Origin of the sequence: Streptomyces sp. V3I8 (assembly GCF_030817535.1) — a bacterium.
Classification (GTDB): domain Bacteria; phylum Actinomycetota; class Actinomycetes; order Streptomycetales; family Streptomycetaceae; genus Streptomyces.
The window spans coordinates 1,028,444-1,050,243 of record NZ_JAUSZL010000002.1; the positions used below are offsets into that span (position 1 = coordinate 1,028,444).

The following is a 21,800-nucleotide window of genomic DNA, read 5'->3' on the forward strand; positions in this document are numbered from 1 at the left end:
ACCCCGGGGCGGTGACGGAACGTCAGGCCTCTGCAGCGGCTTGCGTGTGCGCGTGGGCCGCGGGGTGCGCGGCACGGGCGGACGTGCGCCTCGGCCACGGGACCGGGGACCGACACGACCCGCCGCACCGAGACGAGCAGCGAGTCGTCGCCCACGAACGCGGGCGCGGTGCTCAGCCCGCCCCCGTCGTACCGGTACTGCAGGCGCACCGGCTGGACGGCCGCCCCCGCGTCGAGGGCGGCCTGGAAGGCGGCCGGCAGCGGGATGTCGAGCCAGGAGACGGAGCGGCGCGGCGGACCGTGACGTACGGTCCGTGCGCTCCTGTTCTTCCGGTCCCGGCTGACCGCCGGGCAACCCGTGGAGAGAGACCGGGTGCGGGCTCGGCGAATGGCAGGGGTGCTTGGCGGGACCGGGGTTGAGCACCACGTCGGTCCCGCCCGTCCGCACCCTCGGCGAACGTTTTTTCGGCCACCGATCCAGGCAGCCAGGTGAGGGCCCCGTAAGGGGCGCGGGGAGCGGCGCGACCGGCCCCCGCCGGCCGGCGGCCGGACAACGACCGAGGCGGTTTCCGCGGTCGGCGGAGCCCTATCGCCTGGACCCCTTGCGAGTCGCCCGCAGCCACTCCTTGTTCATCCCGGTGATGGACATCAGCGGGATCCCCTTGGGGCAGGCGGTCGCGCACTCACCCGCGAGCGTGCATCCCCCGAACCCCTCCTCGTCCATCTGCGCCACCATGTCCAGCACCCGCGTCTCCCGCTCGGGCGCCCCCTGCGGCAGCACGTTCAGATGGTTCACCTTCGCCGAGGTGAACAGGCTCGCGGACCCGTTCGGGCAGGCCGCCACGCACGCCCCGCACCCGATGCACTCGGCGTGCTCGAACGCGAAGTCCGCGTCGGGCTTGGGCACCGGCGTGGCGTGCGCCTCCGGCGCGGCCCCCGTCGGCGCGGTCACGTACCCGCCGGCCTGGATGATCCGGTCGAAGGCGGTCCGGTCGACCACCAGGTCCTTGACGACCGGGAAGGCGGCCGCCCGCCACGGCTCGATGTCGATCGTGTCGCCGTCCTGGAAGGACCGCATGTGCAGCTGGCAGGTGGTCGTGCGCTCGGGCCCGTGCGCGTCGCCGTTGATGACGAGCGAGCACGCGCCGCAGATGCCCTCGCGGCAGTCGTGGTCGAAGGCGACCGGGTCGTCCCCCCGGAGGATGAGCTCCTCGTTGAGGGTGTCCAGCATCTCCAGGAAGGACATGTCGGCCGAGATGCCGTCCACTTCGTACGTGGACATGGCTCCGTCGGCGTCGGCGTTCCGCTGCCGCCAGACGCGCAGGGTGAGCTTCATGCGTAGCTCCGCTGGGTGGGGTGGACGTACTCGAAGACGAGGTCTTCCTTGTGCAGGACGGGCGCGCCACCGGTGTCGGTGAACTCCCAGGCGGCCGCGTAGGAGAACTCCTCGTCGCGGCGGGCCGCCTCGCCGTCCGGGGTCTGGGACTCCTCGCGGAAGTGGCCGCCGCAGGACTCCTCGCGGTGCAGCGCGTCGAGGCACATCAGCTCGGCGAGCTCCAGGTAGTCGACGATCCGGTTGGCCTTCTCCAGCGACTGGTTGAACTCCTCGCCGGTGCCGGGGACCTTGATGCGCCGCCAGAACTCCTCGCGGATCTGCGGGATGCGCTCCAGGGCCTTGCGCAGCCCCGAGTCCGTACGGGCCATGCCGCAGAACTCCCACATCAGCTCGCCGAGTTCGCGGTGGAAGGAGTCGGGGGTGCGGTCGCCGTCGACGGCGAGGAGCAGCCGCAGCCGGTCCTCGGTGTCGGCCAGCACCTCCTGGACGGCGGGGTGTTCGTCGTTCACGTCCTCGTCGCCGGAGCGGTGCGGGTTGCGGGCGAGGTAGTCGTTGATCGTGGACGGCAGGACGAAGTAGCCGTCGGCGAGACCCTGCATGAGCGCGGAGGCGCCGAGCCGGTTCGCCCCGTGGTCGGAGAAGTTGGCCTCGCCGATCGCGAACAGGCCGGGGACGGTGGTCTGGAGGTCGTAGTCGACCCAGAGTCCGCCCATCGTGTAGTGCACGGCGGGGTAGATCCGCATGGGCACGGTGTACGGGTCCTCGGCGGTGATCCGCGCGTACATGTCGAAGAGGTTGCCGTACTTCTCCTCGACGGCCTTGCGGCCCATGCGCCGGATGGCGTCCGCGAAGTCGAGGTAGACGCCCTGTCCGCCGGGGCCCACTCCCCTGCCCTCGTCGCAGACGTTCTTCGCGGCCCGGGAGGCGATGTCACGGGGGACGAGGTTGCCGAAGGCCGGGTAGATGCGCTCCAGGTAGTAGTCGCGCTCGTCCTCGGGGATCTCGTTCGCCGGGCGGTCGTCGCCCTTGGCCTTCGGGACCCAGATCCGGCCGTCGTTGCGCAGCGACTCGCTCATCAGGGTCAGCTTGGACTGGTGCTCGCCGGTGCGCGGGATGCAGGTGGGGTGGATCTGCGTGAAGCAGGGGTTGGCGAAGTACGCGCCGCGCCGGTGGGCCCGCCAGATCGCGGTGGCGTTGGAGTTCATGGCGTTGGTCGACAGGTAGAAGACGTTGCCGTACCCGCCGCTCGCGAGGACCACGGCGTCCGCGTAGTACGTGCCGATCCTCCCGGTGACCAGGTCGCGGGCCACGATGCCGCGCGCCCGTCCGTCGACCACGATCAGGTCGAGCATCTCGGTGCGGGCGTGCATCTCGATGTTCCCGGCCGCGATCTGCCTGCTGAGGGCCTGGTAGGCGCCGAGCAGGAGCTGCTGGCCCGTCTGGCCGCGGGCGTAGAAGGTGCGGGACACCTGGACGCCGCCGAAGGAACGGGTGTCGAGGAGGCCGCCGTACTCGCGGGCGAAGGGCACGCCCTGGGCGACGCACTGGTCGATGATCTCCACCGAGATCTGGGCGAGCCGGTGGACGTTCGACTCGCGCGCCCGGAAGTCGCCGCCCTTGACGGTGTCGTAGAACAGGCGGTGCACCGAGTCGCCGTCGTTGCGGTAGTTCTTCGCGGCGTTGATGCCGCCCTGGGCGGCGATGGAGTGGGCCCGGCGCGGGGAGTCCTGGTAGCAGAACTGCACGACGTGGTAGCCCTGTTCGGCGAGCGTGGCGCCGGCGGCGCCGCCCGCGAGCCCGGTGCCGACGACGATCACGGTGTGTTTGCGGCGGTTCGCGGGGTTGACCAGTCTGGCCTCGAAGCGGCGGGTGTCCCAGCGCTCGTTCACCGGCCCCCGCGGGGCCTTGGTGTCGACGACCGGCTCACCGGTCGTGTACTCGGCGAACGTCCCGTACGCGGCGGATCCAGAGGTCGTGTCGGTTTCAGGGGTCATATCAGCTCACCACTCCGGTCATCACACCTACGGGTACGGCGATGAAGCCCGCCGTCAGCACCAGCGCGAGCACGTCGGCGACGGTCTTCAAGGCCCGGTCGCGGGTGCGGCTGCCCACGCCGAGGGTCTGTGCCGCGCTCCAGAAGCCGTGCCGGACGTGCAGGCCGAGCGCGAGCATCGCGACGATGTAGACGACGTTGCCGTACCAGGTGGAGAAGGTGTCGATGACGTTCTGGTACGGGTGCCCGGACTGGAAGCCGTTCGGGTGCACGGTGCCGGTCGTCAGGTCCAGGATGTGCCAGACGATGAACAGGCCGAGGATGATCCCGCCCCAGCGCATGGTGCGCGTCGCGTAACCGGCCCGGGGCTTCTTGTGCACGTACTTCGTGGGGCGCGCCCGGAGGTCGCGGCGGCTGAGCTGGTAGGCGGACACGGCGTGCGCGACGACGGCGACGACCAGGACCACGCGGACGATCCACAGCGCCCACTCGTGGTGCAGGAAGGGCTCGCCGAGGGTGCGCAGCCAGTGCGCGTAGTGGTTGAAGTCGCCCGAGCCGAAGAAGATCTTGAGGTTGCCCAGCATGTGGACGACCAGGTACCCCAGCATGATCAGGCCGCTGACGGCCATCACGGTCTTCTTGCCGACGGACGAGTCCCACATGGTGCGCGTCATGGACGGTTTTCGGTCCGTCCGCGTTGCCAGAGCCATGTGATCGACATTACGGCCGATCCGGCCGATCGGTCCAAGACATGGTACGGCTGGTTTCCATAGGCACTGTCTATCATCGGCGTACGATGACGGGATGCAGTTCCAGCAGCTCCAGTACTTCGTGGCGGTCGCCGAGACCCGGCACTTCACCCGGGCCGCCGATCTGGTCCATGTCGCCCAGCCGTCGCTCTCCCAGCAGATCAAGGCGCTGGAGCGGGAGCTGGGGGCCGACCTGTTCCTGCGGGCGCGCGGGAACATCACGCTCACCGACGCCGGGGAGGCCCTGCTGCCACTGGCCCGGCGCATCCTCGCGGACGCGGACACCGCCCGGTACGAGGTGCAGGAGCTGGTCCAGCTGCGCAGCGGGCGGGTCCGGCTGGGCGCGACCCCGAGTCTGTGCACGGGGCTGCTGCCGGACGTGCTGCGCGCCTTCCACGACCGGTACCCGGGGATCAGGCTGCTGATCGAGGAGGGGGGCTCCCACGACCTCGTACGGGAGCTGGCCCGCGGGGCGCTCGATCTGGCCCTCGTGGTCCTGCCGCTGCCGACGCCGTCGCCCGCGCTGACCACGGTGGAGGTGCTGCGGGAGGACCTGGTCGTGGTGTCCTCGCCGGAGGCGCCGGCGCCGGGGCGTGGCCGGCGGACCGTGGACATCCCGGATCTGGAGGGGGAACGGCTGGTGATGTTCCGGCACGGGTACGACCTGCGGGAGCTGACCGTCGCCGCGTGCCGCTCCGCGGGGTTCGAGCCGGACTTCGCGGTGGAGGGCGGGGAGATGGACGCCGTCCTGGGGTTCGTGCGGGCGGGTCTCGGGGTGGCCGTGGTGCCGCGGATGGTGGCGACCCGGTCGGGGCGGGGCCTGCGGGTGACGCCGCTCGCCCGGCCCGGTCTCGCCCGGACCATCGCGCTGGCGCACCGCAGTGACGTGGCTCCGCCCCGGGCGGCCCGCGAGCTGCAGCGGATGCTGCTGGAACGGTGAGCTCCGCTTCGGCTGCCGCTCCCTGGAGCACCGTCGTGGCATGGCGCCGCGCGGGGGTGCGGGCCCGCTGTGGCCGGCCGCGCAGTTCCCCGCGCCCCTGCTGACGAAAGATCAGGGCGAAGCCCGTCTTCCAGGGGCGCGGGGAACTGCGCGATCAGCCCCCACGCACCCGCACCCCTGAACCGCACCGCACCCGACAGACCCGGCCCAGCGGAGCGCAAGGGCGGTCAGCCCGTCGCGTCCACCAGGGCCAGGTCGTGGAGCCGGTCCGGCGGCCCGGGGCGGGCGTAGTACCAGCCCTGAGCCGTGTCGCAGCCGAGGATCCGCAGCTGCTCCGCCTGCGCCCCCGTCTCCACCCCCTCGACCGTGACCGCGAGGTCCAGGCTGTGGGCGAGCGACACGATCCCCTCGACGATCTTGAGGTCGACCGGATCGGCGGGAAACTGCTGCATGCCCTGCGTGAAGGACCGGTCGAGCTTGAGGATGCTCACCGGCAGCCGCCGCAGGTTGGCGAGGTTCGAGTACCCCGTGCCGAAGTCGTCGAGCGCGATGTCGACGCCCATCTCGGCGAGCCGCCGCAACGGCTTGAGCAGGTCGTCGTCGGCGCCGATCAGCGCCGACTCGGTGACCTCCAGGCAGAGCGCGTTCGGTTCGAGACCGGCGCGCTCCAGGATGTCGACCGTGTCGGAGACCAGACCGGGATGGGTCAGCTGGCACGGCGAGAGGTTGACGTTGATGCGCAGCGGGCCCGCGCCGGAGTGACGTTCCTGCCAGACGCGGGCCTGACGGACCGACTGCTCCAGGACCCACCGGCCCAGCGGCACGATCAGGCCGGTGTGCTCGGCGAGCGGGATGAACCGGTCGGGGCCGAGCACGCCGTGCTGCGGGTGCAGCCAGCGCACCAGGGCCTCGGCACCGTGCACACTGCCGTCGCCGAGGTGGACGAGCGGCTGGTACTCGATGAAGAACTCGCCCCGCTCCAGTGCGGCGGGCAGCGCCGTGGTGAGCCCGTGCCGGGTGATGGCACGGGCGTCGGCCTCGGCGTCGGCCAGCTCGTACCGGTTGCCGCCCGCCGACTTGGCGCGGTACATCGTGATGTCGGCGCTGCGCAGCACCTCCGCCGGCCCGCGCTCGCCCACCGGGCCCTCGACGATCCCGATGCTGCCGCGGACCGTCAGGTCCCGGCCGTCGATGCGCACCGGGGTCACCAGGGCGTTCATGATGCGGTCGGCGAGCGCGTCGACCTCGCTCTCGGTATCGGGCCCGGTCGTCAGGGCCACGAACTCGTCGCCGCCGAGCCGGGCCACCATCTCGCCGGGCGCGGTCGCGCAGGACTGCAGCCGGTCGGCGACCTCGACGAGCAGCCGGTCCCCCGCCGCGTGCCCGAGGCTGTCGTTGATGGTCTTGAAGCCGTCGAGGTCGAGGTAGCAGAGGCCGAAGCGCATGCCGTCGCCCGCCGCGAGGGCCTTGTCGAGCCGCTCGAAGAACAGGGTGCGGTTGGGCAGCCCGGTGAGCGCGTCGTGCGTCGCCTCGTACCGCAGCCGGAGATTGAGCAGCCTGCGCTCGGTGGTGTCCTCCATGAGGGCGAGCTGGAACTGCGGGCGCCCGTCCGCGTCGCGCAGCAGCGAGACGGTGAGGTTGGTCCACAGCACCGTTCCGTCGGGCCGGTAGAAGGCCTTCTCGACGTGGTAGTGCTCGCGGTCGCCGCTCACCAGTTCCTCGTAGAGCCGCCAGACCTGGGGGGCGTCCTCGGGGTGGGTCCAGTCGGTGACGTTGCGTCCGCGCACCGACTGCTCGGTGCCGCCGAACATACGCAGCAGGGCGTTGTTCACCTGCAGGACGTTGCCGTCGAGATCGGCGACGGCGATGCCTATGGCCGCACCCTCGAAGACCGCGCGGAAGCGCGCCTCGGTGGCGTGCAGGGCGTCCGCGACGATGCCCTGGGCCTGGAGGGCGGCGCGCGCGATGTTCTCCTGCTCGGCCAGCGTCCGCTCCCGCAGCGCCCGCGCGAATCCGGCGGCCATGGCGTGCTGCAGCCGCGCCGAGCGGGCGCGCAGGTCGTCCCGCGGCCCGTCCCCGCCGCAGTAGAGCACCAGGTAGGCGTCGACGCAGTCGAGCGTGGCGCTGAGCGCCTCGGGCTCGGTGCAGTGCGCCCCGATGAGGGCAGCGCCGACGGCCTGTCCCTCGGCCGCCTCGAACGTCCTGGCCCGCAGCGCCTCGCTGAGCCGCCGGGCGAGCGGCACGAGGCGCTGCTCGAACTCGGGGCGGGTCAGCGACGTGGCGGTCACCGGGAAGACGGCCCGGCTCCAGATCGTCGCGAACCTGCGCAGTCTGTCCTCCGGCCCGTCCGGCTCGGCGCTCATGCCGTGCGCCCCACGCCCGCGAAACCCGAGAAGGAGTAAGGATCCTCGTCCTCGGACGCCGGGTCGGGCCGCCAGTCCGGCATCGGCACCAGTCCGGGTTCCACCATGTCGTACCCCTCGAAGAACCGCGCGATGTCGTCGCGCGAACGCATGATCAGCGGGTTTCGGATGTCCCTGTAGACGTCGACGGCGCCGCCGGCCCGCTCCTGGGAGAGCGGGATCCCCTCGTACGCGGCGTGCGTGACGACGAACAGGCTGCCGGGCGCCAGCGCGTCCCGCAGTTCCGCCACCGCCCCGTACGGGTCGTCCTCGTCCTCCACGAAGTGAAGTATGGCAACGAGGAGCAGCGCGACTGGCCGATTCAGGTCGATCAGCCGCCGCAGCCGCGGATTCGCCAGGATGTCCCCGGGCTTGCGGAGGTCACCGGCGACGACGTCGGCGTCCTCGTTGCCGGCCAGGACGGCCTCGCTGTGCGCGACGGCCACCGGATCGTGGTCGACGTAGACCACGCGGGCGCCGGGACGGGCGCTCTGGGCCACCTCGTGGACGTTGCCGAAGGTGGGGATTCCCGAGCCGATGTCCAGGAACTGCGTGATGCCCTCGTCGGCCGCGAAGCGCACGGCACGGCGCAGGAACGCCCGGTTCGCCTGCATGATCTTGGGGAGCCCCGGCATGAACTCCATGGCCCTGCGCGCGGCTTCCCTGTCGATCTCGAAGTTGTGCGATCCGCCCAGGTAGTAGTCGTAGATGCGGCTCACGCTGGGCACCGAGATGTCGATGCCACGCGGGGCCCAGGCGGGACGCTCCATCTGTCTCTCCAACGCGTAGACGATCCGGTGTTCGAGCAGAGGCTACTGATCGCCCGGCAATGGAGCGAGTGGAAACGGAAATTGACCGTCCGTTCAAGACCGCTGCCCGCGGCACGTGCCGGACGGGATGCCCAGCGAAATCGCCCCGAAGCGTTCCAAAGAGATCGGCGGGAATCGCGCAGAGTCACGAGGGGGCGCGACGGCGGCCGTTCGGATGTGAAAAAGCCGCTTCGCCCCCTCCGTGCGGCACGGAAGGGGCGAAACGGCGCTTGTCCGTACTCGTCCAGCTGTACGGGGCGGCTGCTTCGGGGTGACTACTTCGACTTGCCGAGCGGCTTGCCCTCGGGGGAGATGGCGTACCAAGTGCCGCCGACGCCCTGACCGTTGATGTCACCGGGCTTCTTGTCGCCCGCGAAGGTGTAGAGCGGCCAGCAGTCGATGCTCTGCTGCTTGAGCCCGTCCGGACGGTTCAGGACGACATAGCCGCGCCGGCCGTCGTTCTTGTTGGCGATGCCCTTGGTGTCGGTCGCGTCCACCGGCTCGACGACCGGCCACTTCTCGAGGCACGCGCCGACGCAGGCCGACTTCATCGGCCACGGGGTGTCCTTCTCGAAGCGGTAGACCGTCATGCCGTTCTTGTCGACGACGACCTCACCGAGCTCCGCGTCCTCGCGGGTCGACAGACCGGGCAGGTCGGCGGCGGCCGTGCCGCCGCCCGCCGCGGACGCCTTCTTGCCGGTGGGGGCGGACGCGTACCAGGTGCCGCCCACACCCTGGCCCTTGGTGTCACCGGCCTTGGTGTCCTTCGCGAACCGGTACTGCGGCCAGCCGTCGATGGTCAGCTGCTTCGTACCGTCGGTACGGGTGACCTCGCCGAGCAGGGACTTGTCGATACCGATCGGGGCGGCGGCGCCCGAGGCCGGGACCGGGGGCCAGGCCTCGGCGCAGTCGCCGTCACAGGCGGACTTCGGCGGTTCGGCCGTGTCCTTGTCGAAGCGGTACAGCGTCATGCCGGCGCTGTCCGTCACCACTTCACCGAGCTTGTCGGTGTCGGCCACGGCAAGCTGTCCGGCGCTCTGCGCCACCGTGCCCTGCCCTTCGGCGGCGGTCCCGGTGCTCGGGCTCGCCGCCGCGCCGTAGCCACCCGCCGCGGGCGCCGCGCCCACGTTCTGGGTGCCGGTCGAAGTGTCCGCCTTTTCCTGACCGCACGCCGTCGTCAGCACCAGCACTGCCGCAGCTGACGCTACGAGTGAGGCGCTCCGCCAGGAGGTCTTCATTGGTAACTCCCGCTGTCTGCTTAGGTGTCTGCGGCGCTGCTCAGCACCGCGTATGGCCCTAGGTACGGGCGGTGACGCGGTGAGTGTTCAAAGAGGGCACACATTTCTTTCCGGTAACGCCCGGGAGCGCTGTTCAGGACGGGTCCCGAGGGGCCCCCGGGACCCCGGGACCCCGGGACCCCGCACGGAGGATCGTCCGGGGCTGTTCGGCAACCGTGCGAGCCCCGTTGTCCCTCCTTCGGGGCAATTACACCGACATTCATCCATCCGACGGCACTCGGGCACCGATGATCGCGAGCGTGCCTGGACCACTGCGAACCACCGCTCCGCCGCTGCGATCCGCCCTCGTCGTACGGCTGCTGGCGCTCCTGACCCTGACCTGGATCGCGGGCGGCGCACCGGCCCCCGCGGCCGCCGACGCGTGCGCGTACGCCTCCACCGGCGCGGGCGGGGTCCATGCGGTGGCGGTGGCGGGCACCTGCCCGACCCCGCCCCCGACGCCCACACCGCCCTGCCCGTCCCCGACCCCTCCCCCGCCGAGCCCGACGCCGAAGCCCCCTCCCCCGCCGAAGCCCCCGCCGCCCCCGAAACCGGCCCCCAGGCCGACGCCCACACCGGCCCCGCCGCCGCCCGCGCGGCCCGCTCCCGCCCCGCCGGCCGTCGTGCCGGCCCCGCCGCCGAAGCCGCGGCCCGTCCCCGCCGCGCCCCGGCCGGCGCCGCCCGCGCCGCCCCCGGCGCCGGCTCCCAGCGCGCGGCCCGGTCCGTCGGCGACTCCGGTGAGTTATCCGCCGTACCGCATCAGGGCGCGCAGGGCCCCGCCCCGCGGCGGGCCGTCCCTGGTGTCGCTCACCCTGCTCATCACCGCGCCGGCGGTGCTCGCGGCCGCCGCGCTGCGCCCGCGCTGATCCTTTGGAGGACCCCTTGTCGGAATGGCTTGTTCTCGCCCTGGCGATGGCGGCCGCCGCCGTCGTCGTCCTCGTCGTCACCTTCGTGCGGCACCGCACGGTCTCCGAGGACGACGACCCCTCGGAGACGCCGGACGTCATCGAGTACATGACGATGATGATCGGCGTGGTGTACGCCATCGTGCTGGGCCTCGCCATCGCCGGGGTCTGGGAGGCGCGGGGCGTCGCCGAGGACCACGTCCAGACGGAGGCGCACGCGCTGCACGAGATCCACGAACGGGTCCGGGTCTACCCGCCCGATGTGCGCGACCGCATCCGGGCCGACGTGGACGCGTACGTCGACCACGTCGTCACCGTCGAGTGGAAGACCATGGCCGACGGCGGCCGGGTCACCGGGCAGGGCGAGAAGCTGCTGGACCGTATCCGCCACGACGTCACCGACTACGAGCCGCGGACGGACTTCGAGGCCCAGGCCTACCAGCCGCTCCTCGACCAGGTGACCGCGGCGGACACCGCGCGCACCGCCCGCGCCGACTCGGCGGCGCCGACCATGCCGGGCGTGGTGTGGTTCGGTCTGATCATCGGGGCCGTGGTGACCGTCGGGATGATCTTCGCCCTGCAGATCCGCCGCACCCTGCGGGAGGTGGTCCTGGCGGGCCTGTTCGCCGCGTTGATCGCCTTCCTGCTCTTCCTGATCTGGGACTTCGACGCTCCCTACAGCCGCGGGATCACGGCGACCACGGAACCGTTCCTCACGTACTTCCCCAAAGCCGGCGGGTGACGGACCCGCACCGGCGGACCGGGCCGGCAACCGGCCGGGGGGAGCGGGACGGGGGGCGGGTGCCACGCCGCGCCCGTCCCCCGTCCGCAGGAACGGGACAACCGGTTCGGCCCACACGGTTGCCCCATTCGCGCTACTGCGATCGCGCCGTCACCCGCACCTTCCTAGCGTTTCGGTCATCGAGGTGCATGGACGGCGCAGCGGAAAAGGTCCGCGGTCCGCTCCTCGGGGACCGGAGGACTGACCATGCGCGCGATACGCGTCGCCTCGGCCGCACTGCTGGGCATGACCGCCCTGGCCCTCGTCATGCCCGTCGCCGCCGCCGAGGGCGACGGCGACGGCGACGGCGGCACCGACCACGACATCACCTCGTTCGGTTTCGACGTCACCCCGTCGACCATCGCCGCGGGCGGCCGCGTCACGCTGTCGGTCGAGGGCTGCAGGAAGACCGCCGAGGTCACCTCCGGCGTCTTCGACACGGTGACGCTCCACAAGGGGCAGTCCACCGGCACGGCCACCGTCGACTGGGAGGCCCGGCCCGGCGCGGTGTACGACGTGACGTTCCGGTGCGGGCACGAATCCGGCCACACGGACCTCACCATCGCCGGCGGCCGTCCGGACGATCCGACGCACCCGCCCGCCCACCGGGGCGTCAAGGCGGGCGTCGGCGGCGCGGCCGGCGGCTTCGACCCGGGTGAGATCGGCCTGGGGGCGGCGCTCGTCGCCGGCTCGGTCGGCGCGGCGTACCGCTGGTCGCGCAGGCGGGCCGGCGAACACGGCGGCTGACGCACCGGACGGCCCTGCGCCCCGGGACCCGTGCGGGTCCGGGGCGCAGGGCCGTCCGGCGTGCGGTCCGGTCTCCGGTGGAGGGGCCCGTCCCGCGAGGGGGTGGGGCTCAGATCCTGCTCTCGGCGCGGCGGCGCATCCAGAACACCCCGCCGCCGACGAGCGCGAGCCCGACCAGCGCGCCGCCGATCGCCATGTCGGTCGGCGTGGCGCCGTCGGAGCTGCTGCCGCCCAGACCACCGCGGACACCGCCGATGACGGTGAAGGCGGCGGACTTCGTGAGCGCGGGCTTGCCGCTGCAGTGGACCGTGACGTCGTACGCGCCCGGGGTGGCCGAGCGGTTGACGGTCGTGGTCCCCTTCGACGTCTCGCTGTGGTTCCTGATCGGCGACAGAGAGGCCCGCGAGAACGCGTTGGACGTCATGTAGCCGCCGTCGGGGCACCCGTCGACGGTCACGGTCAGCTGGCCGCCCCGGGCGATGGCGCTGGGCATGGCGACGATGTTGCTCGAGGTGTCCCAGGCCGCGGCCTGGGGGGCGGTGAGTCCGAGGGCGGCGACCGCTGTCGCAGAGACCGCCAGGGCACGAGTGCTACGCATGTGATCCTCCGCGGGAGGCGCCCCGGGGAACGTCCCCGGGTCGATCGGCGAGAGAACGCCTCCCAGACGAACACTCAGTTGTCGTGCACAGGGCCGCATTTCGAGAATGGTCCGTACCGGTGAGGGGACACGCCGAAGGATGGGAACACAATCGGATATTGCCGCAGGTCACAGACCGTCAGGAAATTAGTTCCGGTGCAGACTCGGATGGCGCACGGCCACCCCGCCCGCCACCCGTTCGCACGTCTCCCGTCGCCCCGTCCGCATGCTGCGCTTAGCGTTCTCGTATGCGCGACGGACGGGGCGACGGCCGCGTCGAGAGGGGTGTGCGAATGTCCGTGTCCGAGCTGGCCGAAGAGGAGGAGCGCCCCAGGAAGCGGGCTCCCTGGGGTGTCATAGCTCTTGTCCTGCTGACCGGCCTCGCCCTCATCCGCAACGGCTCGGGAGAGTTCGACGTGGGGCCCCCGCAGCCCGCGACGGCCGCGGCGGCGGACAGCCCGGTCGCGGGCCGGTCCCGGCCGGGCGCTCCGGCCCCCCTGTCGTTCTCGGTGGTGGACCGCGTCAGGATCCCGGCGATCCAGGTCGACGCCCCCGCCGTGCCGGTGGGCCTCGACATGGACGGCTGGGTGGACGCGCCGCCGCCGGAGGACCCGAACCTGGCGGGCTGGTTCTCCGGCGCGGTCTCGCCCGGCGAGAAGGGCACGGCCGTCGTCGTGGGCCATGTCGACAACCGGCAGGGGCCCGCCGTCTTCTACGGCCTCGGGGCCCTGAAGAAGGGGAACCGCGTGGAGGTCGGACGCAGGGACGGGAGGACCGCCGTGTTCGAGATCTACGGCATCGAGGTGTTCGAGAAGAACGACTTCCCCGGGGACCGCGTCTACGGCAACACCGGACAGCCCGAACTGCGGGTCATCACGTGCGGCGGCGGTTTCTCGAAGCAGAACGGCTACGACGGGAACGTCGTCGCCTTCGCCCGGCTCGTCGAGGTCCGCTGAGGTACGCCGGGAAGGCGGGGTACGCCGGGAGAGGGTGGGGGCCCGTGGAGTTCCACGGGCCCCCACCCCTGTCTCAGGTGAACCGCCGCCGGGGCACGGTGATGTGGTACCCCGAGTCCAGCAGCCGCGGCAGGTAGTCGCGCAGCGCCCGCACGCTCTGCGAGCGGTCGCCGCCCGCGTCGTGCCCGAGGACCACCACACCCGGGCCGGCCCCCCTGACCACCCGGCGCTCGATGGCGCGGGCACCCGGCGTCGTCCAGTCGAGGGTGTCGACGGTCCAGGCGAGCGGTTCCATGCCGAGCTCGGCGCCGATCTGGAACGCGGCCCGGTTCCAGGCCCCGTACGGCGCGCGGAACCAGCCGGGCCGCTCCCCGTACGTCTCTTCGACGACGTCGCTGGTGCGCTCCATCTGGGAGCGGATCGCGGACCTGCCCAGCCGGGTCAGGAGCGGGTGGGACCATGTGTGGTTGCCGACGACGTGCCCCTCGTCCGACATCCGGCGCAGCAGGTCCTTGTTGTCGGCGGCCATCTCGCCGCACACGAAGAACATGGCGCGCACGTCGTGGGCCTTGAGGACCCGCAGGATGTCCGGGGTGTAGCGGGGGTCGGGGCCGTCGTCGAAGGACAGCACCATGCTGCGGCCCCGTCCCGACATCCGCAGGAACGGTTCGTGCCGTACGGAGGTGCGGGCGGGTCTGCCGAGGGCCGGTCCGTATCCGGCGATGGGCTGCAGACGGTAGGCGGAGGGCTTGCGGGGCATCCGGTTCGCCCGGGCCCCGGCGGGAGCGGGGGCGGGCGCGGGGGCGGAGGAGCGGGCCGGGGGGCCCGGGTCGCCGGTGAGCACGTGCACCGTGCCGGCCACGCCCGCCGCTCCCGCTCCCAGGACGGCGGCACCGGCGAGCAGCGCCCGGCGCCGCGAGCAGAGCTGATCCTTATTCATGAGTGATCAGTCGCCCGGTGGTGGCGCACCCGCGCACACCGCCACCGGAGCGGACGTACGAAAACACCCGTTGGGAGCATCCGGCGGGCGGCGGGCCGGGCGGTGCTCCGCGGTCCGGCGGGTCCCGGACGGCAGTCCGGCCGACGGGTTCCGATAGCCTCGGGCCGTGACGGAACAGCACTCCCACCAGTTCGAACGTGGCACCGACGGGCCCAAGGTCATCATGGCCGGTGTGGACGGCTCGGAGTCCTCGCTGCGGGCCGCCTCCTACGCCGCGGGGCTGGCCCGCCGGCAGCGGGCGCTGCTGACCCTGGTGTACGTACAGCCGGTGCTGGCGGCGGGTGCCGCGCTCGGGGTACCGGTCGCCGAGACCACCGACCAGATCGCCGAGGAGCTGGTCCGGGAGATCCAGGCGGCCGCCGAGCAGGTCAAGGGCATATTCGATGTGCGCTGGGAGTTCCACACCTTCCGCGGCGACCCCTACAACGGCCTCGTCACGGCGGCCGAACAGCTCAAGGCGGACGCCGTCGTGGTGGGCGCGTCGGAGCAGGCGGGGCACCGGATCGTCGGCTCCGTCGCCATCCGGCTGGTGAAGGCCGGGCGCTGGCCGGTGACGGTGGTCCCGTAGGGCGGTGCCGGGCCGGCGTGAACCGGTCACGGCGGTGCCGCGGGCCGGACCCGCGTGGTCCGGCCGGATGCGGAGGCGGAGGCTTCCGTCCCGGATGACCGTTCGTCGTACCGTTCGCCGACGGGTTCGACCGTCTGCCGACGAGCCGTGTCGTGGCCCTGTCCCGGCGGGACGCCCTGCGCTGGCATACGGCCATGACGGCCGCCATCACCATGACCAGCAGGACGACCGCCGAGCACGAGCTGGCCGATTTGCAGCGGGAGCACGGAGCACCGCTCTTCGCCCTGCTGCTGAGGCTCTCCGACGGGGACCGCCAGCGCGCCGAGGATCTGGTGCAGGAGACGTTCGTACGCGCCTGGCAGCATCCCGAGGCGTTGCGCGCCGACGACTTCGACTCCGTACGGCCCTGGCTGCTGACCGTGGGCCGACGCCTCGCCATCGACGCCCGGCGGGCCCGGCAGGCGCGGCCCGCCGAGGTGGGGGACGCCGTGCTGGAGAGCGCGCGGGTCGCGGCCGATCACGCGGAACGCTCCGTGGCGACACTGGATGTGCGGGAGGCTGTGAAGACTCTCACTCCCGAACACCGTGAAGTCCTGGTGCAGGTGTATTTCCGGGGGGCGAGCGTGGCGGAGGCCGCGGCGGCCCTGGGCATTCCGCCCGGTACCGTGAAATCTCGCGCGTACTACGCGCTGCGCGCCCTGCGCCGGGTTCTTCCGGGATACGCGGCCGACCTGCGGTGAAACCGGAGGCTGGGTCAAGCCTCCGTAAAGCGCCTTGCTGAGGATCATGGTTGAGCAATCAGCTGTCCTCATCCGTGTTCCCGACTGGGGCCCGGGGACGGGCGACGCGTACGCACCGGAGGAAGGCGGGAAGGGATGCTGCACAGAGGTCAAGAGAGTACGGACGGCACGGGCGGTGGTGAACTCACCGTCCCCATGGCCTGGTTGTACGCCGAGTACATCGCCGACGAGCTGTTGCGGACCGGCGACCTGATGCCGCCCACGTCCTTCGAGTTCCGTGCCGGGCGTGACGCCCTGGCGCTGACCATCTTCCTGTCGGACACGAGCGGCGAGCTCTCCGGCATCCGGGTGGTGACGCAGTTGGAGACGTGGCTGTCGCTGACGGCGTACGACCAGCCGTGGCAGGACTGGGTGCGCGAGCGCATGGCCGGACTCGAGGACGAGGCACGCGAGGCGGGCGGCCCGGCACCGGACCTGGACCTGGCGGCGGAGGCCTGGCGCTGGCTGGAGGAGACCGAGCTGCTGGCGCCCGACCTGGACGCGGTGCCGGGCGGCGGGCCCGTCGTCGGGGAGGACGACGGCCCGAAGGTCTGGACCCCGGCGTGGCAGCTGGGGCTGCCGCTCGGGCACCTGGCGATCCATCTGTTCTGAGCCCGGCTCCCGCGACCGGTTTTTTTCGGACCTCGACCAATCCGCGGGCCCGGCCGCTCCGAATCTCCTGGTTGCATTCCGGGCGGGGCTTGAGTGATTCGGCGGTCTCCTGCGTACCGGTGGGCAAGCAGCTACTCCCCGCACACACCCCCCATCGGCACGGCAATGAGGATTTGGTATGAGGTCGCTGGAACGCCACCGCGACGTCGGCGCATACGCGCTAGGCGTGCTGGACGAGGCGGATGCATTCCGCTTCGAGGACCACCTCATGGAGTGTCCCCAGTGTGCGGTTCAGATACATGAACTGTCCGCCACGACAAGGACGTTGAGGGCGTACGCCCAGGCGACGCCGCGCTCCGTGAACCCTATGACACAGGCCGGACCGGGCCTTTTGGACCGGCTCCTGGAGGATGTCGTCTCGGCCCGCAGGAGCGGGCGCAGGCGTTGGCTGTACGCGATCGCCGCCTCCGTGGTCCTCGCCGTCGGCGGGCCCGCGATCGCGGTCCTCGCCGGGGACGAGGACGCGGTGGCGGTTGCGGACGCCGCCCCCGCCGCGCGGACGGTCGCCGCGACCGATCCGGGGACGGGGGTGTGGGCCGAGGTCACCACCCACGACCGGGCCTACGGCAGCGAGGTGGACGCCAGGGTCAAGAACGCCTCCGCCGACGAGACGTGCCGACTGGTCGCCGTCGGCGCCGACGGCTCGGAGCAGGTGGTCCTGAGCTGGACCGTGCCCGCGCAGGCCGCGCCGCCCCGCGACGCCATGCGGGGCGCGGCGGCGATGCACCCCTCCGACATCGTCCGGTACGAGGTCCGCACGGGGGACGGCGAACGGCTCGTGACGATCAAGCCCTGACCTGGGTTCCCGGACCGCTCCGGGAACCCGGACGTCCCGCGGCCCGCCGGAGGCTGTCGTCACCTCGGCCGGTCCGCCACCACGAACTCGCACCACACGCACTTCCCGCCGCCCCTGGCCTCCACGCCCCACATGTCCGCGAGCCGGTCCACCAGCAGGAGGCCCCGCCCGGAGACGCCGGACTCCCCCGCCTCCCGGCGCCGGGGCAGGGCGCTGGACGCGTCCTCGACCTCGACCCGCAGGCGGCGGTCGGGCCCGGTGAGGACGCGCAGGGTGACGATCGCGGCGCCTTCCGTGTGCAGGAGGGCGTTGGTGACCAGCTCGTCGGCGACCAGCTCGATCTCGTCGGCGCGGTCCCCCGCACCCCAGGCCCGTACGGCCGCGCGGACCATGTGCCGGGCCCCGGTGAGCGCCTCGGGGTCGCCGGGCCCCACGTGCTGCCGCAGCCGCCCCTCGGAGCGCCGGGCGGCCACGCTCATCCGGCGCAGCAGGAGCAGCGCCACGTCGTCCTCGCCGCCGCGTTCCTCCGCGACGTCGATGAGGCGGTCGGCGAGGTCGCGGACGTCGGCGGGCCCCGTGGCGACGAGCGCCCGCAGGATCCGCATGCCCTCGTCGAGGTCGATGCCCGGCTGCTCCACCAGGCCGTCGGTGCACAGCAGCAGTGTCTGGCCGGGGTCGAGCTCGAAGGTGCCGACCGGGTACTCCAGGCGCCCGAACAGGGCGGACAGGCCGAGCGGCAGACCCCCTTCGACGGAGAGCCGCCGGCAGCTGCCGTCCGTGTCGCGGACCAGCGGGTCGATGTGCCCGGCCCGGACCGCCTGGACCACTCCGGTGGCCAGATCGATCTCCGCGTACAGGCAGGTCGCGAAGCGTTCGGTGTCGAGTTCGTGGAGGAAGACGGAGGCGCGGGCCATCACCGCCGCGGGGGTGTGGCCCTCCGCCGCGTAGGCGCGCAGCACGATGCGCAGCTGGCCCATGACGGCGGCGGCGTACGTGTCGTGCCCCTGGACGTCACCGATGACGGCGCCCACCCTGCCGCCGGGCAGCGGGATCACGTCGTACCAGTCGCCGCCGATCTCGCGGCCGAGGGACCCGGAGCGGTAGCGCACGGCGACGTCGGCGCCCGGGACGTCCGGGATCGAGCGCGGCAGCATGGCCTGCTGGAGGTCCTGGGCGAGGTCCTTCTCCTGCTCGTAGAACATGGCGCGCCGCAGGCTCTGCCCGATGCTGCTGCCGAGGGCGACGAGGACGTTGCGGTCCTGGGCCGAGAAGCCGTGCCGGTCGCCGTACAGGAGCCCCATGGCGCCGACGGGCCTGCCCTGGGCGATGAGCGGCAGATAGGCCGCCGAGGTGATGCCGAGCCCGGTGATGTGCGGCCACAGCAGCGGGTAGGACGCGGCGAACTCCTCGGGCGACTCGATGTAGCGCGGCGTGAGGGTGCGCACGACCTCGCTCATCGGGTACTGCTCGTCCAGGTGGGTGACCAGGGTGCCGGGCACGAAGCTGCCCTTGGGGCCCTCCGCGACCAGGCGGATGCGCCCGGCCTCGACCAGGCCCATGACGAGACTGGTCGCGCCCAGCGAGGTGACGCCCTGGTTGTTCTCCAGGACGTCGATGACGTCCCGGACCGTGCGGGCGTGCGCGAGGGCCGCCGTGGTGAGCTGTACGACGTTCGTCTGCCGGCGGCGGGCCTCGTCGTCCGGGGCGGTCTGCTCGCGGCGTTCCCGGGCCTCGCCCAGCTCCCGGGTCGCGTCGCGGACGATGCCGATGACACGGCGCGGGCGGCCGGTCCCGTCGCGCTGGATGCAGCCCTGGGTGTGGGTCCAGCGCAGGGTGCCGTCCCGGCGCCGGACGCGGAAGTACGCCCCGTAGTTCTCGCTGCCGTCCTTGAGGGACCGGGAGACATGCATGTCCAGGCGGTGGGCCTCGTCCGGCGGCACCCGGGGCGCCAGGTCCTGCGGACGGCCGGTGTACTCCTCGGGGCGCACGTCGAAGATCTCGTGCGCCAGCGCATCCATCCGCATGACGCCGTTGTCCAGGTCCCAGTCGAAGCTGCCCATGCGGTTGAGCGCCAGGATCGGATCCGGGTGGGCGGGCCAGTCGTCCGGGAGTGACAGGGCGTTCGCACCCCGATCAACCATGAGCCCACCTTGTCAGGGTTTACCCGAATCCTCGACTCGTAGGACCCTCGGGCGCGTGCACCGGTTCAGAGGCCGTAGACGCGGGTCGCGGTGCCCGCGAAGACCTCCTGCCGCTCGCCCTCGCCGAGCCCCGCGGTCAGCTGCCCGGCGATGTCGACGACCTGCCCGTACGGGGCGACGAGCGTGCACACCGGCCAGTCGGAGCCGAACATCAGCCGGCCGGGCCCGAAGGCCTCCAGCACCGTGTCCGCGTAGGGCGCCAGGTCCGCCACCGTCCAGGAGCGCGGATCCGCCTCCGTGACCAGTCCGGACAGCTTGCAGACGGTGTTCGGCAGGGCGGCGAAGGCGCGGACGGCGGCGGCCCAGGGCTCCGGGTCCCCGGCGGCGACGGGCGGTTTGCCCAGGTGGTCGAGGACGAAGGTGAGCCCGGGGTGGCTCCGTGCCGACTCCACACAGGCCGGGAGCTGGTGCGGCAGGACGACCAGGTCGTGGACCAGACCCGCGCCGGCGAGCGCCGCGAGTCCGCGGTGCACGTCCGCGCGCAGCAGCCACGCGGGGTCCGGCTCGCCCTGGACCTGGTGCCGGATGCCCTTGAGATACCGCCCTCCCGGCAGCTCGCGCAGGCGGGCCAGCTCGTCCGCGACGCCGGGACGGGTGAGGTCGGTCCAGCCGACGACGGCGCCGATCAGGTCGCCGCTCCCGGCGAGCGCGAGGAACTCCGGGGTCTCCTCGGCCACCGTGACCGTCTGCACGAGGACGGTACGGGTGACTCCCGCGGCCCGGGCCTGCGGCGCCAGGTCCCCGAGGGTGAAGTTCCGTCTCAGGGGCGCCAGCGCGGGACCCGAGATCCAGTCCTGGTCGCGTACGGAGAGGTCCCAGACGTGGTGGTGGGCGTCGACGACACCCTGCCGGGGGCTGCTCGTCACGGCAGTTCCCACACGACCGGGAGCCCCGCCCGCGAGCCCCCGGCGGAGTAGTCGTGCACGACGTCCAGCAGCTGCGCCATCCGCGACTGCCAGGCGATGTTGACGGGCAGCTTCTCCAGTTCGGCGAGCAGCCGCGCGTAGTCCTCGCACTCCAGGAGGTGGAAGAGGTCGGGGCCGCTGCGCCAGATCGTCCAGGACGTGGCACCGGCGGCACGGATCGCGTCCGTGAGGGCCTCGGGCACCTCGCGGTGCGCGGCCTCGTACGCGTCGACGCGGTCGAGGCGGACCTTGGTGTGCAGGGCGACTCTCATGACAGCTCCTCGGACGGGTCCGCGGGTGGCTCCACGGGTGGTTTCCCGCCCGGCACCGGGGCGTCGGCGGGCAGGAGGCCCCTCTCCCGGAGCTCCTGCCAGAAGCCGGCCGGCACCGGTGCCGTGAACCGGGCCGCGCAGTCCCGCGCCTCGTGCGGTGACCGGGCTCCGACGAGGACGGAGGCGACCGCCGGGTGGGCGGCGCAGAAGGCCAGCGCGGCGGCCCGCAGGGTGGTGCCGTGCCGGCCGGCCACCGCCCGGAGCTCCAGCGCCCGGTCCAGCAACTCGGGTGACGCGGCAGCGTAGTCGTACGTCGCTCCCGGCTTCGGGTCGGCCAGCAGGCCGGAGTTGAAGGCGCCGCCGACGACGACGGACGTGCCCCGCTCCCGCGCGGCCGGCAGCAGGTCGGTGAGGGCCCGCTGGTCGAGGAGCGTGTAGCGGCCGGCGCAGAGCACCACGTCGACGTCCGTGTCCCGTACGAAACGGGTGAGCATCTCCGCCTGGTTCATGCCCGCGCCGATCGCACCCACCACCCCCTGCGCACGCAGCTCCTCCAGGGCCGGATACCCCTCGCGGAACGCCTGCTCGCCGTGGTCGTCCGGGTCGTGGAGGTAGACGACGTCCACCCGGTCCAGGCCGAGCCGCTCCAGGCTGGCGTCGAGGGTGCGGCGTACCCCGTCGGCGCTGAAGTCCCAGACCCGGCGGTGCGTGGCGGGGACCGCGAACCCGTTGGCCAGGTCGTCGCCGCCCGCGCCGGCGGGCTCCAGGCGGCGGCCCACCTTGGTCGAGACGGTGTACGCCGACCGGGGGCGCTCGCGCAGGGCCGCGCCCAGGCGCCGCTCGGAGAGGCCGATGCCGTAGTGGGGCGCGGTGTCGAAGTAGCGGACGCCCGCGTCCCAGGCGGCCCGCACGGTCTCGTGCGCCTGCTCCTCGGAGACCTCGCGGTAGAGGTTGCCGATGGCCGCCGCGCCGAGGGCCAGGGCGGTGACCCGGACACCACCGCGGCCGAGCGTACGGGTCCGCCCGTCGGCCGCGTCGCCGGTCGCCGTGCCGGTCCTCCTGTCCGTCGCCATGCC

Annotated in this window: 21 protein-coding genes and 1 pseudogene; 10 read left to right on the forward strand and 12 right to left on the reverse strand. The window is 72.5% G+C overall.

What is annotated here, in order from left to right; genetic code table 11:
* Positions 1-585: 585 nt before the first annotated feature.
* Genes QFZ75_RS04825 through QFZ75_RS04835 form a run of 3 tightly spaced genes read right to left on the reverse strand, consistent with a single transcriptional unit; the run spans position 586 to position 4,002 of the window.
* Entirely contained in the window at positions 586-1,335 is a 750-nt protein-coding gene (locus tag QFZ75_RS04825) for a succinate dehydrogenase/fumarate reductase iron-sulfur subunit (RefSeq protein WP_307534105.1), read from the reverse strand.
* Positions 1,332-3,329, reverse strand: coding sequence for a fumarate reductase/succinate dehydrogenase flavoprotein subunit (locus QFZ75_RS04830; RefSeq protein WP_307534106.1), 1,998 nt, complete (start codon positions 3,327-3,329; stop codon positions 1,332-1,334). The genes QFZ75_RS04825 and QFZ75_RS04830 overlap by 4 nt, the downstream gene beginning before the upstream one ends.
* Before the next feature lies 1 nt (position 3,330).
* A complete protein-coding gene (locus QFZ75_RS04835) occupies positions 3,331-4,002 on the reverse strand; it encodes a succinate dehydrogenase (protein ID WP_307534108.1) in 672 nt (223 codons plus the stop codon).
* 130 nt (positions 4,003-4,132) lie between these two features.
* Here QFZ75_RS04835 and QFZ75_RS04840 point away from each other — a divergent pair, with 130 nt between their 5' ends.
* Entirely contained in the window at positions 4,133-5,017 is an 885-nt protein-coding gene (locus tag QFZ75_RS04840; protein WP_307534110.1) for a LysR family transcriptional regulator, read from the forward strand.
* Positions 5,018-5,244: 227 nt separating this feature from the next.
* Here the strand turns inward: QFZ75_RS04840 and QFZ75_RS04845 are convergent, their stop codons facing one another.
* The 3 genes from QFZ75_RS04845 to QFZ75_RS04855 all read right to left on the reverse strand — a co-directional run bounded on the left by QFZ75_RS04845 (position 5,245) and on the right by QFZ75_RS04855 (position 9,466).
* Positions 5,245-7,380 carry a bifunctional diguanylate cyclase/phosphodiesterase gene (locus tag QFZ75_RS04845; protein ID WP_307534112.1) on the reverse strand — a complete coding sequence of 712 codons (2,136 nt, stop codon included), beginning with the start codon at positions 7,378-7,380 and terminating at the stop codon, positions 5,245-5,247.
* The gene (locus QFZ75_RS04850) at positions 7,377-8,189 is read right to left on the reverse strand and encodes an SAM-dependent methyltransferase (protein WP_307534114.1); all 813 of its coding nucleotides are present in this window, start codon (positions 8,187-8,189) and stop codon (positions 7,377-7,379) included. Before QFZ75_RS04850 ends, QFZ75_RS04845 begins: the two co-directional genes overlap by 4 nt.
* A gap of 314 nt (positions 8,190-8,503) precedes the next feature.
* Entirely contained in the window at positions 8,504-9,466 is a 963-nt protein-coding gene (locus tag QFZ75_RS04855; protein WP_307534116.1) for an SCO0930 family lipoprotein, read from the reverse strand.
* 299 nt (positions 9,467-9,765) lie between these two features.
* Here QFZ75_RS04855 and QFZ75_RS04860 point away from each other — a divergent pair, with 299 nt between their 5' ends.
* The 3 genes from QFZ75_RS04860 (at position 9,766) to QFZ75_RS04870 (ending at position 11,938) form a co-directional block, all read left to right on the forward strand.
* Positions 9,766-10,371: a hypothetical protein gene (locus QFZ75_RS04860; RefSeq protein WP_307534118.1), complete on the forward strand. Its 606-nt coding sequence runs from the start codon at positions 9,766-9,768 to the stop codon at positions 10,369-10,371.
* A 16-nt stretch (positions 10,372-10,387) separates the two neighbouring features.
* Positions 10,388-11,152, forward strand: a complete 765-nt coding sequence (locus QFZ75_RS04865) for a hypothetical protein (protein ID WP_307534120.1) — start codon at positions 10,388-10,390, stop codon at positions 11,150-11,152.
* Positions 11,153-11,398: 246 nt separating this feature from the next.
* Positions 11,399-11,938 (forward strand): hypothetical protein, encoded by a 540-nt coding sequence (locus tag QFZ75_RS04870; RefSeq protein ID WP_307534121.1) that lies wholly within the window; start codon positions 11,399-11,401, stop codon positions 11,936-11,938.
* A 109-nt stretch (positions 11,939-12,047) separates the two neighbouring features.
* Here QFZ75_RS04870 and QFZ75_RS04875 read toward each other — a convergent pair whose 3' ends face one another.
* Positions 12,048-12,536, reverse strand: a complete 489-nt coding sequence (locus QFZ75_RS04875) for a hypothetical protein (protein ID WP_307534123.1) — start codon at positions 12,534-12,536, stop codon at positions 12,048-12,050.
* A 332-nt stretch (positions 12,537-12,868) separates the two neighbouring features.
* On the opposite strand from QFZ75_RS04875, the gene QFZ75_RS04880 reads away from it, so the two are divergent.
* Positions 12,869-13,531: a class F sortase gene (locus QFZ75_RS04880; protein ID WP_307544214.1), complete on the forward strand. Its 663-nt coding sequence runs from the start codon at positions 12,869-12,871 to the stop codon at positions 13,529-13,531.
* 73 nt (positions 13,532-13,604) lie between these two features.
* Here QFZ75_RS04880 and QFZ75_RS04885 read toward each other — a convergent pair whose 3' ends face one another.
* Complete coding sequence (locus QFZ75_RS04885; protein WP_307534125.1) at positions 13,605-14,471, reverse strand: polysaccharide deacetylase family protein; 867 nt, start codon at positions 14,469-14,471, stop codon at positions 13,605-13,607.
* A gap of 166 nt (positions 14,472-14,637) precedes the next feature.
* Between QFZ75_RS04885 and QFZ75_RS04890 the strand changes: the two genes are divergently transcribed.
* The 5 genes and pseudogenes from QFZ75_RS04890 (at position 14,638) to QFZ75_RS04905 (ending at position 17,346) form a co-directional block, all read left to right on the forward strand.
* Positions 14,638-15,099, forward strand: coding sequence for a universal stress protein (locus QFZ75_RS04890; RefSeq protein ID WP_307534127.1), 462 nt, complete (start codon positions 14,638-14,640; stop codon positions 15,097-15,099).
* A 194-nt stretch (positions 15,100-15,293) separates the two neighbouring features.
* The gene (locus QFZ75_RS04895) at positions 15,294-15,839 is read left to right on the forward strand and encodes a sigma-70 family RNA polymerase sigma factor (RefSeq protein ID WP_307544215.1); all 546 of its coding nucleotides are present in this window, start codon (positions 15,294-15,296) and stop codon (positions 15,837-15,839) included.
* Between the two features lie 135 nt (positions 15,840-15,974).
* The gene (locus QFZ75_RS04900) at positions 15,975-16,490 is read left to right on the forward strand and encodes a hypothetical protein (protein ID WP_307534129.1); all 516 of its coding nucleotides are present in this window, start codon (positions 15,975-15,977) and stop codon (positions 16,488-16,490) included.
* A 178-nt stretch (positions 16,491-16,668) separates the two neighbouring features.
* Positions 16,669-16,767: pseudogene (locus tag QFZ75_RS41055) on the forward strand (zf-HC2 domain-containing protein); the annotation flags it as partial.
* 90 nt (positions 16,768-16,857) lie between these two features.
* Positions 16,858-17,346, forward strand: coding sequence for a hypothetical protein (locus QFZ75_RS04905; RefSeq protein ID WP_373466087.1), 489 nt, complete (start codon positions 16,858-16,860; stop codon positions 17,344-17,346).
* Between the two features lie 59 nt (positions 17,347-17,405).
* Here QFZ75_RS04905 and QFZ75_RS04910 read toward each other — a convergent pair whose 3' ends face one another.
* The 4 genes from QFZ75_RS04910 to QFZ75_RS04925 form a co-directional block, all read right to left on the reverse strand.
* Entirely contained in the window at positions 17,406-19,487 is a 2,082-nt protein-coding gene (locus tag QFZ75_RS04910; protein WP_307534133.1) for a SpoIIE family protein phosphatase, read from the reverse strand.
* Positions 19,488-19,552: 65 nt separating this feature from the next.
* Positions 19,553-20,413, reverse strand: coding sequence for an amidohydrolase (locus QFZ75_RS04915; protein WP_307534135.1), 861 nt, complete (start codon positions 20,411-20,413; stop codon positions 19,553-19,555).
* Positions 20,410-20,724: an L-rhamnose mutarotase gene (locus QFZ75_RS04920; protein WP_307534137.1), complete on the reverse strand. Its 315-nt coding sequence runs from the start codon at positions 20,722-20,724 to the stop codon at positions 20,410-20,412. The genes QFZ75_RS04915 and QFZ75_RS04920 overlap by 4 nt, the downstream gene beginning before the upstream one ends.
* Positions 20,721-21,797, reverse strand: coding sequence for an aldo/keto reductase (locus QFZ75_RS04925; RefSeq protein WP_307534139.1), 1,077 nt, complete (start codon positions 21,795-21,797; stop codon positions 20,721-20,723). The genes QFZ75_RS04920 and QFZ75_RS04925 overlap by 4 nt, the downstream gene beginning before the upstream one ends.
* Positions 21,798-21,800: the final 3 nt, after the last annotated feature.

What these genes read in the sequence shown, in the direction of transcription:
- QFZ75_RS04825 (WP_307534105.1), bottom strand. Translation starts at nt 1,335, where the DNA reads ATGAAGCTCACCCTGCGCGTCTGGCGGCAGCGGAACGCCGACGCCGAC.
- QFZ75_RS04830 (WP_307534106.1), bottom strand. Translation starts at nt 3,329, where the DNA reads ATGACCCCTGAAACCGACACGACCTCTGGATCCGCCGCGTACGGGACG.
- QFZ75_RS04835 (WP_307534108.1), bottom strand. Translation starts at nt 4,002, where the DNA reads ATGACGCGCACCATGTGGGACTCGTCCGTCGGCAAGAAGACCGTGATG.
- QFZ75_RS04840 (WP_307534110.1), top strand. Translation starts at nt 4,133, where the DNA reads ATGCAGTTCCAGCAGCTCCAGTACTTCGTGGCGGTCGCCGAGACCCGG.
- QFZ75_RS04845 (WP_307534112.1), bottom strand. Translation starts at nt 7,380, where the DNA reads ATGAGCGCCGAGCCGGACGGGCCGGAGGACAGACTGCGCAGGTTCGCG.
- QFZ75_RS04850 (WP_307534114.1), bottom strand. Translation starts at nt 8,189, where the DNA reads ATGGAGCGTCCCGCCTGGGCCCCGCGTGGCATCGACATCTCGGTGCCC.
- QFZ75_RS04855 (WP_307534116.1), bottom strand. Translation starts at nt 9,466, where the DNA reads ATGAAGACCTCCTGGCGGAGCGCCTCACTCGTAGCGTCAGCTGCGGCA.
- QFZ75_RS04870 (WP_307534121.1), top strand. Translation starts at nt 11,399, where the DNA reads ATGCGCGCGATACGCGTCGCCTCGGCCGCACTGCTGGGCATGACCGCC.
- QFZ75_RS04875 (WP_307534123.1), bottom strand. Translation starts at nt 12,536, where the DNA reads ATGCGTAGCACTCGTGCCCTGGCGGTCTCTGCGACAGCGGTCGCCGCC.
- QFZ75_RS04880 (WP_307544214.1), top strand. Translation starts at nt 12,869, where the DNA reads ATGTCCGTGTCCGAGCTGGCCGAAGAGGAGGAGCGCCCCAGGAAGCGG.
- QFZ75_RS04885 (WP_307534125.1), bottom strand. Translation starts at nt 14,471, where the DNA reads ATGAATAAGGATCAGCTCTGCTCGCGGCGCCGGGCGCTGCTCGCCGGT.
- QFZ75_RS04895 (WP_307544215.1), top strand. Translation starts at nt 15,294, where the DNA reads ATGACGGCCGCCATCACCATGACCAGCAGGACGACCGCCGAGCACGAG.
- QFZ75_RS04900 (WP_307534129.1), top strand. Translation starts at nt 15,975, where the DNA reads ATGCTGCACAGAGGTCAAGAGAGTACGGACGGCACGGGCGGTGGTGAA.
- QFZ75_RS04905 (WP_373466087.1), top strand. Translation starts at nt 16,858, where the DNA reads ATGACACAGGCCGGACCGGGCCTTTTGGACCGGCTCCTGGAGGATGTC.
- QFZ75_RS04910 (WP_307534133.1), bottom strand. Translation starts at nt 19,487, where the DNA reads ATGGTTGATCGGGGTGCGAACGCCCTGTCACTCCCGGACGACTGGCCC.
- QFZ75_RS04920 (WP_307534137.1), bottom strand. Translation starts at nt 20,724, where the DNA reads ATGAGAGTCGCCCTGCACACCAAGGTCCGCCTCGACCGCGTCGACGCG.
- QFZ75_RS04925 (WP_307534139.1), bottom strand. Translation starts at nt 21,797, where the DNA reads ATGGCGACGGACAGGAGGACCGGCACGGCGACCGGCGACGCGGCCGAC.